This window comes from Streptomyces sp. CA-181903 (genome assembly GCF_050937075.1).
Taxonomy (GTDB): Bacteria; Actinomycetota; Actinomycetes; order Streptomycetales; family Streptomycetaceae; genus Streptomyces.
Map to the genome: position 1 here is coordinate 3,979,547 of NZ_JBNJLY010000001.1, position 15,805 is coordinate 3,995,351.

The 15,805-nt window shown below is 73.6% G+C and carries 9 protein-coding genes, 3 tRNA genes and 1 pseudogene; 9 read left to right on the forward strand and 4 right to left on the reverse strand.

Features of this window, described 5'->3' with window-relative positions; all coding sequences use genetic code 11:
* The first annotated feature begins 101 nt into the window (after positions 1-101).
* The gene (locus ACQEVS_RS17800; RefSeq protein ID WP_433021550.1) at positions 102-605 is read left to right on the forward strand and encodes a carboxymuconolactone decarboxylase family protein; all 504 of its coding nucleotides are present in this window, start codon (positions 102-104) and stop codon (positions 603-605) included.
* An 82-nt stretch (positions 606-687) separates the two neighbouring features.
* Here the strand turns inward: ACQEVS_RS17800 and ACQEVS_RS17805 are convergent, their stop codons facing one another.
* Positions 688-1,356 carry a GGDEF domain-containing protein gene (locus tag ACQEVS_RS17805; RefSeq protein WP_433021552.1) on the reverse strand — a complete coding sequence of 223 codons (669 nt, stop codon included), beginning with the start codon at positions 1,354-1,356 and terminating at the stop codon, positions 688-690.
* Between the two features lie 595 nt (positions 1,357-1,951).
* Here ACQEVS_RS17805 and ACQEVS_RS17810 point away from each other — a divergent pair.
* The 4 genes from ACQEVS_RS17810 (at position 1,952) to ACQEVS_RS17825 (ending at position 6,732) form a co-directional block, all read left to right on the forward strand.
* Positions 1,952-2,275, forward strand: coding sequence for a hypothetical protein (locus ACQEVS_RS17810; protein WP_433021554.1), 324 nt, complete (start codon positions 1,952-1,954; stop codon positions 2,273-2,275).
* 772 nt (positions 2,276-3,047) lie between these two features.
* A complete protein-coding gene (locus ACQEVS_RS17815; RefSeq protein WP_433021556.1) occupies positions 3,048-3,884 on the forward strand; it encodes a DUF1906 domain-containing protein in 837 nt (278 codons plus the stop codon).
* Positions 3,885-4,036: 152 nt separating this feature from the next.
* Positions 4,037-4,573 carry a SigE family RNA polymerase sigma factor gene (locus tag ACQEVS_RS17820; RefSeq protein WP_433021558.1) on the forward strand — a complete coding sequence of 179 codons (537 nt, stop codon included), beginning with the start codon at positions 4,037-4,039 and terminating at the stop codon, positions 4,571-4,573.
* Between the two features lie 488 nt (positions 4,574-5,061).
* Positions 5,062-6,732 (forward strand): long-chain fatty acid--CoA ligase, encoded by a 1,671-nt coding sequence (locus tag ACQEVS_RS17825; protein ID WP_433021560.1) that lies wholly within the window; start codon positions 5,062-5,064, stop codon positions 6,730-6,732.
* Between the two features lie 319 nt (positions 6,733-7,051).
* On the opposite strand, the gene ACQEVS_RS17830 is transcribed toward ACQEVS_RS17825, so the two are convergent.
* Positions 7,052-8,395 carry an MFS transporter gene (locus ACQEVS_RS17830; protein WP_433021562.1) on the reverse strand — a complete coding sequence of 448 codons (1,344 nt, stop codon included), beginning with the start codon at positions 8,393-8,395 and terminating at the stop codon, positions 7,052-7,054.
* Positions 8,396-8,521: 126 nt separating this feature from the next.
* Between ACQEVS_RS17830 and ACQEVS_RS17835 the strand changes: the two genes are divergently transcribed.
* The gene (locus ACQEVS_RS17835) at positions 8,522-9,100 is read left to right on the forward strand and encodes a TetR family transcriptional regulator (protein WP_433021564.1); all 579 of its coding nucleotides are present in this window, start codon (positions 8,522-8,524) and stop codon (positions 9,098-9,100) included.
* 9 nt (positions 9,101-9,109) lie between these two features.
* Here ACQEVS_RS17835 and ACQEVS_RS17840 read toward each other — a convergent pair.
* Together ACQEVS_RS17840 and ACQEVS_RS17845 are read right to left on the reverse strand one after the other, a co-directional pair.
* Positions 9,110-13,979, reverse strand: a pseudogene (locus ACQEVS_RS17840) (PAS domain-containing protein).
* Between the two features lie 485 nt (positions 13,980-14,464).
* Positions 14,465-15,046 (reverse strand): SSI family serine proteinase inhibitor, encoded by a 582-nt coding sequence (locus tag ACQEVS_RS17845; RefSeq protein WP_433021566.1) that lies wholly within the window; start codon positions 15,044-15,046, stop codon positions 14,465-14,467.
* 207 nt (positions 15,047-15,253) lie between these two features.
* On the opposite strand from ACQEVS_RS17845, the gene ACQEVS_RS17850 reads away from it, so the two are divergent.
* From ACQEVS_RS17850 to ACQEVS_RS17860, 3 genes are all read left to right on the forward strand, one after another.
* A tRNA-Ser gene (locus ACQEVS_RS17850) sits at positions 15,254-15,344 on the forward strand.
* A gap of 214 nt (positions 15,345-15,558) precedes the next feature.
* A tRNA-Arg gene (locus ACQEVS_RS17855) sits at positions 15,559-15,631 on the forward strand.
* 47 nt (positions 15,632-15,678) lie between these two features.
* Positions 15,679-15,752: transfer RNA gene (locus tag ACQEVS_RS17860), tRNA-Met, on the forward strand.
* Positions 15,753-15,805: the final 53 nt, after the last annotated feature.

Consider the following 15,805-nt stretch of genomic DNA (forward strand, 5'->3'; position numbering starts at 1 on the left):
TCACGTTCGTTTCCCTCGATCCGTCAGTGCGGTGTCGGCGAAGAACGAAGAACACGGCGGCGGTTCGGCCGCGGCGGTGGCGGATCGAGGAGGAGATGACGATGGCGGAGCGTGCGATCACGGCAGAGGTGGCGGCGGCCTCGCGGATGTCCGACCCGGTGGAGCTCGTGCCGGAGATGGCGGAGGTGTCGGCGGCGCTGTTCAAGGCCGTCGGGAACCGGACGGTCCCGCGGCGCACGATCGGGCTGGTGCACCTGCGGGCCGGTCAGATCGTCGGCAACACGTACCTGACCATGCTGCATACCGAGCTGCTGCGGAAGGCCGACGAGACCGAGGAGCGGATCACGGCGGTGTCCTCGTGGCAGGACGCGCCCTACTTCACCGCGGCGGAGCGGGCCGCGCTGGCCCTGGTCGAGGCGGTGTTCCAGCCGTCGGCGTGGGGTGAGCGGGTGTCCGACGAGCTGTACGCGGAGGTGGCCGAGCATTACGACGACAAGGCGCTGGCCACCTTGACGATCGCGATCGGCCAGGTCGGGTTCTTCGTTCCGCTGGCCCTCGTCGCGAAGCCGGTGCCCGGGCGGACGTTCTCCGACCAGTGGAAGTAGCGGCGTAGGGCGGCAGGGGCGGTGCGGTGGTGGTGACGCCGGTCGCCGGGCGGCGGGGGCGCCGCCCGGCGGGCGCCGGCGTTCAGGAGGCGGCCCGGCGGCGGACCGGGGCGAGCAGCGTCAGGTGCGTTCCCGGGCGGCCCACGCGGCGTCCGGCCACCGTGGGGTACGTGCCGGTGGAACCGGCCGGCCGCCAATGGTCACCGAGGCGCTTGGCCGTGTACATGGCCTCGTCGGCACCGCGCAGCAGGTCGGGCAGGGCGGCACCCGGGCGGTGCGCGGTGTGACAGAGGCCGATGGACGCGCGAGGGGCGAGTGTGACGGTTCCCGCGTCGAGAGGCGCGGACAGCCGGGCGGACAGCCCGTATGTCAGCTCGTCGTCGAGGTCGGCGTCGGGGGAGAGGCGGACCACCGCGGTGAACTCGTCGCCGCCCAGCCGTGCGGCGAAGCCGCCGCGTGAGGCGCACCAGGCGGCGAGGCGACGGCCCACGGCGGCGAGGACCTGGTCGCCCACCGCGTGCCCGTGCGTGTCGTTGATCTGTTTGAACCCGTTGAGGTCGAGCAGCAGCACCGCGGCCTGCGGGTGGCGCACCGCGCGCGGAGCACGGGCCGTGAACTCCTCGCGGCGCATCAGCCCGGTGAGCGGGTCCGTACGGGCGGTGCGGAGGCGGCGGGCGAGGACGAGGGCGTGGGCGGCCCAGCCGAGGGTGGGGGCGGCGATGGGCAGGACCTGGCATATGAGGTTCATCATCGGGTGCCTTCCTGTGCGATCGCTGGTGCTTGAGGGCGTTCCGGCGTGCCGGCCGGCGGAGGGCGCCGGCGTGGGTGAAGTTCCTTCGCTCGGTGCTCTGTTGCCTGGGGAACCGGTGCGCCGGCTTGCCGGTGCATCGCGGGTGCGCTTGCGGCCGCGCGCCCGCGCCGTGCCGTGCCGTGTCGTGCGGAACCGCGCGGACTCCCGTGCCGCGCCGAGGAGTTCGTCCGGGGCGGGCGGCGCGTCGGCCGTCGGGCGGCGGGAGCGGACGGTGCACATCCTTTGCCCGTTCCGCGCCGGGGGAGTGGCGGGGTGGCGGTGCGGGGTACGCCGGGGCGGATCGATGGTGAAACGGTTCGGTCCGTGGGGCTTTCGGGGGTTCGGGGTGGTGCGGGAAGGGTGTGCTGCCGGATGCACGGGCCTGTGGAGGTGGTGAAGGTTTATCCATGGAACGTCATGCTTGCGAGGGAATGGGGAGTCGCAGGGGGTTCGGGGGGTGCTCGGTGGGCAATTCTGCTGTCGCGACGTCGTTGATCCGCAGGGTGGCCGGCTAACCGCCTTGCACAGCAACGCAGTTCCTTTATGGAGGCATGACATGGCAAGCACCCGCACGGCCGCCCGAATCCTCGCCGCCGTAGCCGCCCTCCCGATGGCGGCGCTCCTCTTCGCCGGCTCGGCGCAGGCCGACGACGGTCCCCGTGGGCAGTTCGCCAACCGGGGTTCCAACGCGGCCATCGCCGGCGTCGTCGGCAGCGGTGTCGGCGGCAGCAACCATGGGAACTCGACGACCAGCCAGCAGGTCGCGACGGGCACGGGAGCCACGAACCAGGAGAACACCGCGAGCGTCGCCGGCCCCGGCCACACCGACATCCAGCAGGAGAACGTCCGGGTCGTCTTCGCCAACGTCCACGACGACTGATGCGCTGATCCACACCATCGCCGGGAAACGCCCATGGTGGCCGGGGAGGCGGCCGAGGTGACCGGGCCTGTCGGGGCCACCGGGGCGTTCGCGGCGGGGGTGGGGGAGTGCGGTGGGGGGAGTGGCTGAGGCGGTCTGAGGTCGGGGGGTTCCGGAAGGGTCTCGAAGGCTTCGAAGGCCCCCGGTGCCCAGGGTGCCCTGGGCGCCTCGGGCGTCTCCGGAGATCCGGAGCCCGTGGGCCCGGAGACCTGTGGGCCCACGGGCCGGTGAGCCTCCGGGCCGGTGGTGAGTCCCCGGGCCGGTGAGCCTCCGGCGTCAAGAAAGAGGCGGGGACGCCGGGGTGGGTCGGGCGTCGAGGCGGCCGGGTATCCGGAATGAGACGAGAGCCCGTAGGAAAGGGGCGGCATCGGAGGGCAACGGACAAACCAAGGGCAGGATGAGGTCAGGGTCAAGGGAAGGGCCGGGTCCAGGGGAAGGGCCAGGACCAGGGTCAAGGCCCGAACGGCCGCGCGGGGGCGCCCCGGTGCCCGTCACGCGGCCGCTCGCCGACACTGCCGGCGGGGCGGCGCCGGAACGACGGCGGGGCTGCGCCGGCGGAGCGGTGACGGGGCAGCGGCGGGGCGATGGCGGAGCGGCGGCGAAGTGTCCCGAAAGGGCGGTTTCGTCACCCTGGAGCCGGAGTTCCCACGTCCGGGCTGCCTTTCGGGCCAGACGGATGAATCGAGGGCGTGTCAGCGAAGGCCCATGGGATCCTGGACCTTGACTTCGCCGTATGGACGCACGAAGAAGGATCATCGGATATCTCGTCGCCCTGATGGCGGGCGTGGTCCAGCTCCCGGCCGGCTACGCGCCCGCCACGGCGGCCGACGCGAACGCCCCGATGGCCAAGGCCCGCGCCGTGTTCCGGGGCCGGGCGTTCGACACCTGCCAGGCTCCGTCGCTGGTGACATTGCGGGCGTGGAAGACCTCTCCGTACCGTGGCGTCGGCGTCTACTTCGCCGGTGACGGCCGGGCCTGCCCCCGCCAGCGGTGGCTCAGCCACACATGGCTCACCGGCGCCCGCGATCTCGGCTGGCGCGTGCTTCCGCTGTACGTCGGCTCGCAGTCGCCGTGCGTCCGCTCGGAGACCAAGCGGGTCATGCCCATCGGCGACGAGCCGGAGGACCAGGGGGCCGAGGAGGCCGTCGAGGCCGTGGAGAAGGCGCGGCAGCTCGGCATCCTGCCGGGCAGCCCGATCTATCTCGACATGGAGGCGTACAACGACAAGGACGAGGACTGCGCCGCGGTCACGCTGGCGTTCATCCGGTCGTGGAGCGGCACGGTCGCCCGGCACGGTTACATCTCCGGCTTCTACAGCAGCGCGGAGTCCGGCATCCGGCACATGGAGCGCGCCCGGCGCGCGGGGGTCAGGTCGCTGCCGTCGGTGATGTGGTTCGCCCGCTGGCGCGTCACCGCCTCGACGGCCAACGAACGCACCCTGTCCAAGACCGCCTGGCAGCCCCACCGCCGTATCCACCAGTACGCCGGGGAGGTCTCGGAGACCCACGGGGGCCGGAAGCTGACCATCGACCGGGACCTCGTCGACGCCCCGGTGGCCGTCATCGGGTGATGCCGCGGGTTCCGGGGGCGGACCGATACCGACGTCGCGCCGTCTACCCCTCCAGGAGGTGGGGGCGGCCCCACCCGTACGACCTGAGGGGGAGCGGTCTTCGGCACCTCCGGCCGATCCGCCGGGTACACGGGCGCTCCTAGCGTTGAGGCATGACCACGACCGTGTGCCCCAGTGCATCCACTGCCGTGTACCCGTCGTTCTCGTCGTACGTACGGGCACGCGGCCCGGTTCTGCAGCGCACCGCCCGCTCGCTGACCGCCAACCCCAGCGACGCCGAGGACCTGCTGCAGACCGCGCTCACCAAGACCTACCTGGCCTGGGAGCGGATAGAGGACCACCGGGCGCTCGACGGTTACGTCCGGCGCGCGCTGGTGAACACGCGCACCTCGCAGTGGCGCAAGCGGAAGGTCGACGAGTACCCCTGCGAGGAGCTCCCCGAACGGGAGGCGCCGCCCGCCGCCGACCCGGCGGAGGCGCAGGCGCTGCGCGACGCGATGTGGCGCGCGGTGCACCGGCTCCCCGACCGGCAGCGGGCCATGGTCGTCCTCAGGTATTACGAGGACCTCACCGAGGCGCAGACCGCCGAGCTGCTCGGCGTCTCGATCGGCACGGTCAAGAGCGCCGTCTCGCGCGCCCTGGGAAAACTGCGCGAGGACCCGGAGCTGGAGTTGGTCCGGGCGGCGTGACGGGGCGGGGCCGCGCTTCGGGCTCCCCGCTGCCTTGCGACCCGGGCTCCCCTGCCCCCGCCTCGCGATTTCCCGGATCCCCTGCCGCGGCCTCGCGCTCCGGGCTCCCCCGCCGCCCCCGCGCTCCCCGCACTTCGTACCCGCGGTGCCGCCCTCGCGTTCCCTACCCCCGGCGCGCCCCACGCTGTGCGCTCCCCCGCGAGCCCCGCGCTCCGTACCCCAGCGCGTGTCCACCCTTCATACCCACGGCGCCGCCCACCCTCCGTACCCCCACCGCGCGTCCCACGCTCCGTACGCCCCATGCTCCGTACCCCCGGCGTTCGCTCCGCGGGCCATGGCACCGCTTTCCCGAAAGATCAAGCCCCGCCGAGGTAGTGACGTACCACCGGAAACGCCACCAGAATCACCCGGGAACGACCTGACGACCTTCGCGTGACGGCCCAACCGGCCGCCACAGGTGCGAAACAGGCGAAATGGGGAGGCCCCTGGTGCAGAGCACGATGCAGGACGTACCGCTGACCGTCACTCGGATACTGGCCCACGGGACCGTGATCCACGGGCGGGCGCAGATCACGACCTGGACCGGGGACGGCACACCGCGCCGGCGGAGCTTCGCGGAGGCCGGGGCGCGGGCGACGCGGCTCGCGCACGCGCTGCGGGGGCTGGGCGTCGCCGGGGACGACGTCGTCGGGACGCTGATGTGGAACAACGCCGAGCACGTCGAGGCGTACTTCGCGATCCCCTCCATGGGCGCCGTGCTGCACACGCTCAACCTCCGGCTGCCCCCCGAGCAACTGGCCTGGATCATCCGGCACGCGGCGGACCGCGTGGTGATCGTCGACGGTTCGCTGCTGCCCCTGCTGGCACCGCTCCTGCCGCATCTCGACTGCGTGGAGCACGTGATCGTCTCCGGCCCCGGCGACCGCTCCGTCCTCGCGGACTGCCGCCCCCGCGTGCACGACTACGAGGAACTCCTCGCCGCGCAGACCGCCGACGCCTATGACTGGCCCGAGGTGGACGAACGCCGGGCCGCCGCGCTCTGCTACACCTCCGGGACGACGGGCGACCCCAAGGGCGTGGTCTACAGCCACCGGTCGCTCTACCTGCACTCGATGGAGATCAACTCGGCCGCGACGTTCGGGCTGAAGCAGGGGGAGACCTGCCTTCCGGTCGTTCCCATGTTCCATGTGAACGCGTGGGGGCTGCCGCACGCCGCCTTCATGTCGGGTACGTCGCTGCTGCTGCCCGACCGTTTCCTCCAGCCCGCGCCGCTCGCCGAGATGATCGAGCGCGAGCGGCCGACCATGACCGCCGGGGTGCCGACCATATGGCAGGGCCTGCTGGCCGAACTGGACGCCCGCCCGCGTGACACGTCCTCCCTGGAAGCCGTGATCAGCGGAGGCGCGCCCTGTCCGCCGTCGCTGATGAAGGCGTTCGAGGAGCGGCACGGGTTGCGCGTGGTGCAGGCGTGGGGGATGACGGAGACGTCGCCCCTCGGCTCGATCGCCCACCCGCCGGCCGGCCTCACGCCCGAGGAGGAGTGGCCGTACCGCATCACCCAGGGCCGCATCCCCGCCTCCGTCGAGGCGCGGCTCGCCGGGCCGGACGGCGGCTTCCTGCCGTGGGACGGCACGTCGGCCGGCGAACTGGAGATCCGCGGGGCGTACATCGCCGGGGCGTACCACGGGGGCGCGGGCGGCGAACCGATTCGCCCGGAGGACAAGTTCAGCCCCGACGGCTGGCTGCGCACCGGCGACGTCGGCACGATCACCCCCGACGGTTATCTGACCCTCACCGACCGGGTGAAGGACGTCATCAAGTCGGGCGGCGAGTGGATCTCCTCCGTCGAGCTGGAGAACCACCTCATGGCCCACCCGGAGGTGGCCGAGGCGGCCGTCGTGGCGGTCCCCGACGACAAGTGGGGCGAACGGCCGCTCGCCGTGGTGGTGTTGCGAGACGGTTGCTCGACGGGGTACGAGGTGCTGCACGCGTTCCTCGGGGAGCGCGTGGCGCGCTGGCAGTTGCCGGAACGGTGGGTCCGGGTGCCGTCCGTGCCGAAGACGACGGTGGGGAAGTTCGACAAGAAGGCGCTGCGGCGGCAGTACGCGGAGGGGGAGCTGGAGGTGACGGTCCTGCCGCCGGTGCGGGCTGAGGTGTAGGCGCGAGCGGGCGGGTGGACGGGGGGACAGGTGGTACGGGCGAGGCGCTCGGAACGAAGCCCCGCCTGTATCGCTCCGACCGCTTGTAACGCCCGTCCCGTCCGTACCGCCTGTACCGCTCGTACTGCCCGTATCGCTCGTTCCGCCGGCTTCGTCGTCCCGTAGGTCCCGTCGGTCCTATCGGTCCTGCCGGTTTCGCCCGTCCCACCCGCGTCAGTGCTCCCGCGCGTCAGCGCCCTCGCGTCACCGTTCCTGCGCGTCGCCGCTCCCGCGCGTCAGTGCTCCCGCGTCAGTGCTCCCGCGCGTCACCGCTCCCGCGTCACCGCTCCCGCTCCACCAGCGCCCCGCCGGCCCAGCCCGCCACCGCGCAGACCGCGGCGATCACGCACACGCCGTCCCAGCCCCAGTGCCCGTACGCCGGACCGGCGAGCGCCGACGTGATCGCGCCGCTCGCGAACGAGCAGACGACGTACGCGGTGTTGGCCGCGGAGGGCGTCGAGGTGGCGCCCAGGGCGCGGGTCTGATTGGCCACCTGGCCGGCCGTGAAACCGGCGTGCAGCAGGATCGCGCCGGCGCACAGCGCCCACAGCTGCCGGCCGCCGAGCCAGAAGAGGGGCAGGGAGACGACCGCCGCCAGGTAGCCCGTGGCCATCACCCGGTGGGTGCCGAAGCGGTCGATCAGGGTGCCCGCGAGGGGCGAGGCAGCGGCCGAGGTGAGGCCGAAGAGGCCGAACAGACCGGCTGTGGCCGTGGACATGACGTACGCGCCGTGCTCGTCCGTCAGCAGCAGGACGAGCGTCGTCCATAGGGCGCTCCAGGTGCCGAACACGCCGGCCTGCCGGACGCACGCCGCCCGCAGGGCCGGTGAGGAGACCATCAGGCCGGGCAGCCCGGCGATGACCTTGAGCGGCCGGGACCGGCGGACGGGACGCGTCTCGGGCGGGAGTACGGCAGCCGTCAGGACGCCGATGGCCAGGGTGAGGACGGCCGCGCCGAAGAAGACCGGCCGCCACCCGTACGCCTGGCCGGCCAGTCCGCCGAGGACCCGGGCCGCGACGCTGCCCGCGAACAGGCCGGTCACGACGGCCCCGACGTGCCGTCCCCGGCGCTCGGCGGGCGCGCGCTCGGCGACCAGGGGGACGAGCAGTTGCGGGACGACCGTGGCCGCGCACGCCACGAGGACGGCCGCCGCCAGTGCGGGCGTACCGTGCATCAGCCCGGCCGCAGCAACCGCCACGGCCGCCACGGTGGAGAGCATCCACACCAGCCGCCGCCGGTCGGCGGTGTCGCCGAGCGGGGCGAACAGCAGCAGGCCGACGGCGTAGCCGAGTTGGCCGACCGACGCCACCCAGCCGACGGAGGAGGAGGGGACGCCGAAGTCCTTGGCGATCAGGCCGAGGAGCGGGGTCGCGAGGTAGATGTTCGCGGCCGTGATGGCCGTGCATATGGAGATGACGGTCAGGAGGAGGCCGGTCCGGGGACCTTTCCGGCCGGTTCCGGGAAGGCTGGTCCGGGGGCTTTTCCCGCCCGTTCCGGGGAGTTCGGTGTGGGCGCCCGTTCCGGGGAGTTCGGTGTGGGCGGCAGTGGCAGAAGTGACGGCAGCGGCTGGGGCGGTTTCGCCAGTCGTGGCGGAGGTGGTGGGTGTGACGGGTGTGGCGGTCATCGCGGGAGGTGCTCCCCACTTTCGGTAAGGCATCGCGTCGCGCGGTTGGCAACCAACTGGTTGGTTGCAGATATTCCCGACCGACCCGGGTCCTTGTCAACCAATTAGTTGGTTACTCTGGGTGGTATGGCAGGAGCAAGGGACCCCGAGGCCACCAAGGCCCGTATCTTCGAGGCGGCCACCGCCGAGTTCGCCGCGTACGGCATCGCCGGCGCCCGGGTGGACCGCATCGCCCGCGAGGCCAAGGCCAACAAACAGCTCATCTACGCCTATTTCGGCAACAAGGCGGAGCTGTTCTCACAGGTCCTGGAGGCCCGGCTGACCCAACTCGCCGCCGAAGTCCCGGTGGACGCCGAGGAGGTCGACACCTGGATCGACCGCCTCATGGACTACCACGCCGCCCACCCCGAGCTCATCCGCCTCATCTACTGGGAGGGCCTGGAGTACGGCACCGACACCTTCCCGCACGAGGACGAGCGCAAACGGCACTACGACCGCAAGGTCGCCGTCTTCGCCGAGGCCCAGCGCAAGGGCGTGATCAGCTCCGAGATCCCGCCCGCCGACCTGCTGTTCATGCTGATCGCCATGGTCTCCTGGTCCACGGTCCAGCCGCAGATGCGCCGCGTCCTGACCGGCGACACGGACGAGGACCGCGCCCGGCTCCGCACCTCGGTACGGACCGCCGCGCGCCGGCTCGTGCGCTGAGGCGGCCCCTCACCCCGGGCTGGTGCCGATCTTCGTCAGGAGGTCGACGATCCGGCTCTGCACCTCGGCGCTGGTGGAACGCTCGGCGAGGAACAGGACCGTCTCGCCGGAGGCCAGCCGGGGAAGCTGCGCCGGGTCGATGCCGGCCGAGGTGTAGACGACCAGGGGGGTCCGGCTCAGGAGCCCCTGTGCCCGCAGCCAGTCCAGGATCCCGGCCCGGCGGCGCCGCACCTGCATCAGGTCCATCACCACCAGGTTGGGGCGGATCTGCCCGGCCAGCGCCACGGCCTCCGCGTCCGTGGCGGCACAGGCCACCTGGACGCCGCGCCGCTCCAGCGTCGCGGTGAGCGCGTTGGCGATCGGCTCGTGCTCCTCGACGAGCAGCACGCGGGCCGGGTGCATCTCGCTGTCGCGCGGCGCCAGCGCCTTGAGCAGGACGGCCGGGTCGGCACCGTACGCCGCCTCCCGCGTGGCCTGCCCGAGACCGGCCGTGACCAGGACGGGAACGCCGGCGGCCACCGCCGCCTGACGCAGCGCCTGGAGGGCGGTACGGGTGATCGGCCCGGTGAGCGGATCGACGAACAGCGCGGCCGGATAGGCCGCCATCTGCGCGTCCACCTCCTCACGCGAGTGCACGATCACCGGCCGGTAGCCGCGCTCGGTCAGGGCCTGCCGGGTGGACGTGTCCGGGGCCGGCCAGACGAGGAGACGGCGCGGGTTGTCGAGCGGCTCGGGCGGCAACTCGTCGTCCACGGGCGGCGGAACGGGCTCACCGGGGTTGATCTCGACGGCACCGTTGGGACCGTCCAGCGGCTCCGGGCCCTCGGCGCCCTCGTCCGGCGCGCCTATGGCAAAGGCGCGGCCTTCCGGCGCGGCGGCCGACGGGCGCGGGCCGTTCGGGCCGGGGTGAATGGGGCTGCCGGGGCCGCCGGGGTGGGCGGGGGCAGGGCCGACGGAACCGGAACCGATCGGACCGGAACCGATCGGACCGGAACCGATCGGGCCGGAGCCGAGAGGTCCGGAGCCGAGCGGACCGCCCGTCGGGCCGGGGCGCGGCGTGGCGACGGGCGCCTGGGCCCGGGCCTGCGCCTCCCGTTCACCGGCGTTGTCAGCCGGATTGCCCAGTTTGCGCCGCCGCCCGGAACCGGCTCCCGACGCGCTAGGGGTGCCGCCGGGCGGAGTCTCCCCGCCCTGCTGGGCGTAGGGCGCGCCCTGCCCGAGCGTGCGCACGCTGATGGCACGGGCGACGTCACCGGAGCCCGGCAGCACCGACGCGCCCGGCTCCTCGGCGAGCGCCCGGCGCGCACGCCGGCGCCCGGTGGGCGGAGCTTCGGCCGAACCGTCGAATTCCGTACCGACGTTGGGAGCCTCCTGCCCGGCCGGCGCGGCGGGACCGGCGATCCCGGGCGCGGACGGCGCGGGCGCGGGCGCCTGCGCCGACGAACCGGGCTGCTGCCCGGCCGGACCGACGGGGCTGTCGGGGCCCGCGGGGCCGACGGACATGGGCGCCCGGCCCACTTCGGGACGCCCGGCATCGGCGGCACCGGCACGCTCAGGGCCTTCGACGCGATCGGCGTGACCGACATGGGCGGGGTGCCCGGGGTGACCGACATGGCCGACATGGCCGGCTGGGTCGGCCGGACCGGCAGCGGCATGTCCCGCACCTGCGTGCCCGGCACCGGCCTGACCCCCGCCGACCGGACTCAAACCGACCTGACCGGGCTCAGCCGGGCCGGAGTGCCCCGACGCGGCGGGCGGAGCGGCGGGCCCGACGGGCCGGGCGGGCCCCATCGGCCCGGCGGCGTCCACAGGGCGTGCGGCGACGGGCGCACCGGGGGCACCGGACTGCCCGGCGGGCATCGGCACAGGACCACCGAGACCACCGGAACCACCAGGAAGACCGGGACCACCAGGACCACCGGAACCGCCCGGAGCTCCGGCCTCGCCACCGCCGCCTACGCCATCACCGGCACCGTCGACCGCATTGCCGCGCACGGGACCGCCCCGACCAGCTCCACCGTGCCCGGGACCTCCCTGCTCGGAACCCCCGTGATCGAGGCCCCCGTGACCGGGATTGCCATGCCCGACCGCCGCTGGGCCAATCGGTCCACCTTCCACGGCTCCGCCGTCAAGCGGTCCGCCCTGCGCCGGCACCGGCCGCTCAGGGACGGGTTCGGCACCCGCGCCGGGCGCCGGCTTGCGGTCGGCTTCGGCCGGCGGCAGCGCGAACGCGGTACGCGGAACGTCGGGTTCGGCATCGGCCTGGCCGGGGATCGGCCGCTCGGGCGCCTCGGCGAGAGCGCGCCGGGCGCGGCGCCCGGTGGGCACGGCGACGGCCTCGGCGGCCGAGTCGGGCCTGCGGTCCGCCTCGGCGGGCGGCAGCGCGAACGGCGTGCGCCGGGCGTCCGCGCCCGTCGCCTCCGCCGGTTCGGCCGCGGCGGCCTCGCGCCGGGCACGGCGTCCGGTCGGTTGCGCGGGCGCGGCCACCTGCGGCGGCACGAGCCCGGCACCCGGTGCGGGAGCCTGGTCGGCGCCGCGGCCGTGCCGATTGGCCCGGACCCGCTCGGCGCCGGCCGCCTCCTCCTCGTCGGGACGGGCCGGACCGCGCCGACGCCCGGTCGGCTGGGCGGGCACGGGCGCGCCGGGTACGGGACCGGGGTGCGGCGCCGCGCCCTCCGCTCCCTCGAGGGGTACCGCGGCGTTGGGAACGCCGGGTTGTGCGGGGACACCAGAGGCACCTGAGGCAGGGGCGTGCCCGGAAGGCGAACTTCCTCGCCGCGCCTGCGGAACCGGGTACGCCGGATGAGCCACGGCGACCGGATGAGACGGATCGGGCGAAAGAGGCGAAGGGGAAGCGTGCGGCCGAGGAGCCGAAGGGCCGGGCTGCGCCTGCTGGTTCTGCTGGGGCGTGGCGATCGGCCGCGCTGCGGAGTTCGGCGCATGCGGAGCAGCCGGACCGCCGGAAGCCGCACCTCCGGCCCTCCCGGCGTCACCGGCATTCCCAGCGCTCGCGGCGCCACCGGCACCCGCAGCAGGAACCGCCACTCCAGCGGAACCCGCCACTCCAGCGGAACCCACCGATCCAGCCGACCCCGTAGGCCCCGCCATCCCCACCGGCCCCGCCGCGCCTCCGGAGCCCCCGGACCCCGAGCCGTCCCAGCCCCGCCTACACCACCGGAAGCCGCAGAACCCCCGGAACTCCCAGGAACACCAGAACCCGCAGAGCCCGCCGCTCCCTCAGCCCCACCAACTCCCGCCACGGCACCGGACGCAGCAGAGCTTCCAGCGCCCCCATTCGCCCCAACCGTCCCCGGGCCGCCGCCGTCTCTCCCGACCGCTGCCCCGGCATCGGCATGATCGTCGTCCCGCTGCCGATGCTGGGCGGCGAGTCGGGCCGGTCGGACGGGTTGACGGGCCCGGCCTCCGCCGAGACCGGCACCTCCAGCACGTACGCCTTCCCGCCCCCGTTGCCCGGCACGTCGTGGGTCTGGAGGACGCCACCGTGGCGCTGGACGATGCCGCGCACGATCGGTCCGTGGACCGGGTCGCCGCCGGGGTGCGGGCCGCGCACCTCGATCCGGACGGCCGTGTCCCGCTTCGCGGCCGCGACGACGATCGTCGAGTCGCCGGACGGCGCCGCGCCGGCGGCGGCCTCGCCCGTCGCGTCCACGCCCGCGACGTCGGCGATCAGGTGGGTGAGCGCCCGGGCGAACCACTCCGCGTCGATCTCGGCCTCTATGGCCGGCGCGTGCACCGCGAACTGCGCACGGCCGGGACCGATCAGCTCGACGGCCCCCTCGACACCGGCGGCGACGACCTCGTCCAGGGCGGTCGCCACCCGCTCCAGCCGCCCCTCGCCCGCCTCCAGCCGCTGGTAGGCGAGCACGCTTTCGACGAGCCGCGCCATGCGTCCGTAACCGGCGGCGAGGTGGTGCAGGATCTGGTTGGCCTCGGGCCACAACTGCCCGGCCGGGTCGGCGGCCAGCGTGCCCAGCTCGCCGCGCAGCCGCTCCAGCGGCCCGTGCAGCGAGCCATCGAGCACAGCCACCAACTGGGCGTGCCGCGCGGCCAGCGCGTCGTACGGGCGGCGGTCGGTGAACGTCATCACCGCGCCGACCAGCTGGTCGCCGTCGCGCACCGGCGCCGTCGTCAGATCGACGGGCACCGCGCGCCCGTCCTTGGCCCACAGCACCTGCCCCCGCACCCGGTGTTTGCGACCGGAACGCAGCGTGTCGGCGATCGGCGAGTCCTCGAACGGGAACGGCGAGCCGTCCGCGCGCGAGTGGTGGATCAACGGGTGCAGTTCACGTCCGCCCAGGTCGCTGGCGCGGTAGCCGAGGATCTGCGCGGCGGAGGGGTTGACGAGGACGACCTTGCCCGCCGTGTCCACGCCGACCACGCCCTCGGCCGCCGCGCGCAGGATCATCTCCGTCTGGCGCTGCTGACGGGCGAGTTCGGCCTCGGTGTCGAGCGTGCCGGTCAGGTCGCGGACGACGAGCATCAGCAGCTCGTCGCCGGTGTACGGGCCCTGTTCGGCATACGGGGTGCGGCTGTCGGGGAGGTTGGCGCTGGTGACCTCGACGGGGAACTGGGTGCCGTCCGTCCGCCGCGCGATCATGCGCGTCGGCTTGGTGCGCCCGCCGTTCGTCCGGTCCTCGGGCAGGCGCATCGAGCCGGGGATGCGGCGCGAGTCGAACGCCGGCAGCAGGTCGAGCAGACCGCGTCCGACGAGCCCGGTGCCGGGGACCTCGAACGTCTCCAGCGCGATGTGATTGGCGTTGACGACCGTGCCGTTGCAGTTGACGAGCAACAGCGCGTCGGGCAGGGCGTCGAGTATGGCTGCGAGGCGAGCAGCGCCTCGGGATGGCCTGCTGCTCACTGCGACGCTTCCTCCCTGTTACCGCACGGTGCGACCCGAGGGACGGGGGGCACCCCCAGCTACGGCTGGGAGAGTTCCGCCGCCCCTGCGGCGTGTTGCTGGGGGAAGTCTACGGGCTGTGGAGTCCGGCGCGACGGCGGTCGAGGGGCGCGGCGCCCCTGCCGTGCGGCGCCCGGGAAGGGCGGTGTGTCGGCCCGGGGTTGGGCGGAGCGAATGGTTCCGCAGCGGGGCCGAGGTCGGAGGCCGGTGGAGGGCGGAGCCACGGGCGGTGACGACGGAAGCGGTCGTCAACGGTCGTTGGCGGTCGGAAGGGGTCGGCAGCGGGAAAGAGGCGGGCCGATGTGGAGGGGGAGGCAGGGGCGGCTCTCGGGCGGGGGAGAGCTGCCCTGGGAAGAGACGGATCAGCTTTCGGGCGGGGGAATTCGGTCCTCGGAAGGGTCGGCCCTCGGACGGGACAGCCACGGATGTAGAAGACGTAGAAGGGGTCAGCCCTCGGACGGGTGCGCGGGCTCGCCCAGGAGGCGGGAGAACCGGTTCCAGCGCGCCATCTCGCACCCGTTCACCCTGTTGAAGTCCGTGTCGACCGGCCGCCCGGCCCACGTCCCGCTCACATGCGCCCGCTCCGGACCGCCGTAGACCATCGTGCACTGCGCGTCCGCCGGCACCGGCGCGAAAAGGTCACGGTCCCAGCGCGTCTGCCCGTCGAGCTGGTCGCACGCGCCCTGTGGATCGGGGACGGTGCCGAACGTCGGGTGGCAGTGCAGCTCGTACCGGCCGTCGCTCCGTCCGCTGTCGATGATCACGACCGTGAGGTGGTCCCACGGCGTGTTCCCCTGCGCCGGCCCGGACCCGGACCCGGACCCGGACCCGGAACCGGACTCGGAACCGGATCCGGAACCCGGGCCCGGCAGTGCCGCCCCCGTGGCCGGCACCGCCCCGGGCCCCGGCGGGATCGGCAGCGGGCGGGCGGCGGCCGGCGAGGCGCCGATCAGCGGGAGCAGCAGCGGGACGAGCGCGGCGGCTGCCAGGACGGGACGGCCGGAGGGACGGGGACGGTGGAGCGGCATGCGGGGACTCCGTGGGTCGCGGGGTGGTGCGGACCGGCGGACCGGCCGCATCCTCACCCCTCTAACGCCCGGATGCGCCGTGCGTTGCGCGTCCGAAACCGCTTTGCCCGGCGGCCGTCGGGCCCGGTACCGTAGAGTGCGATTGGTGGCGAGCCCCAGGGCTGTGTCATCATCTGCACGCAACATCCGCGCACGCGCGGATGTGCTGGAGGCGTCGCCTAGTCCGGTCTATGGCGCCGCACTGCTAATGCGGTTTGGGTCTTAAAGCCCATCGAGGGTTCAAATCCCTCCGCCTCCGCAGCCGGGAGCCCCGGCCGTCGATCCGACGGCCGGGGCTTTTCCGTGTTCCCGGAGCGGTTTCCGCGGCTGTCGCCGATGGGGTCGCTGGGAGGCCCCGGACCGGGTTTCCGCAGGTCAGGCGGGGTGATGGCAATGGATTTCGCCTCACGGCGCAGTTCATGTAATGTTGTTCCCGCAACGCCGACCGGCAAGAAAGTCCGCCGGGAAGCCAAGCGCTCGTAGCTTAACGGATAGAGCACTTGACTACGGATCAAGAGGTTGCAGGTTCGAATCCTGCCGAGCGCACAGCCGAGAGGCCGGTACCAGAGTGTTGGACCCGGTCTCCCGACCGTCGCGGGGTGGAGCAGCTCGGTAGCTCGCTGGGCTCATAACCCAGAGGTCGCAGGTTCAAATCCTGTCCCCGCTACTCGATCCGAAGGCCCGGTACTCATGTACCGGGCCTTCGGCGTTCCCGGACCC

Bases quoted from the DNA above. Each gene is read 5' to 3' on its own strand.
- ACQEVS_RS17800 (WP_433021550.1), top strand. From the start codon at position 102: ATGGCGGAGCGTGCGATCACGGCAGAGGTGGCGGCGGCCTCGCGGATG.
- ACQEVS_RS17805 (WP_433021552.1), bottom strand. From the start codon at position 1,356: ATGATGAACCTCATATGCCAGGTCCTGCCCATCGCCGCCCCCACCCTC.
- ACQEVS_RS17810 (WP_433021554.1), top strand. From the start codon at position 1,952: ATGGCAAGCACCCGCACGGCCGCCCGAATCCTCGCCGCCGTAGCCGCC.
- ACQEVS_RS17815 (WP_433021556.1), top strand. From the start codon at position 3,048: ATGGACGCACGAAGAAGGATCATCGGATATCTCGTCGCCCTGATGGCG.
- ACQEVS_RS17820 (WP_433021558.1), top strand. From the start codon at position 4,037: ATGACCACGACCGTGTGCCCCAGTGCATCCACTGCCGTGTACCCGTCG.
- ACQEVS_RS17830 (WP_433021562.1), bottom strand. From the start codon at position 8,395: ATGACCGCCACACCCGTCACACCCACCACCTCCGCCACGACTGGCGAA.
- ACQEVS_RS17835 (WP_433021564.1), top strand. From the start codon at position 8,522: ATGGCAGGAGCAAGGGACCCCGAGGCCACCAAGGCCCGTATCTTCGAG.
- ACQEVS_RS17845 (WP_433021566.1), bottom strand. From the start codon at position 15,046: ATGCCGCTCCACCGTCCCCGTCCCTCCGGCCGTCCCGTCCTGGCAGCC.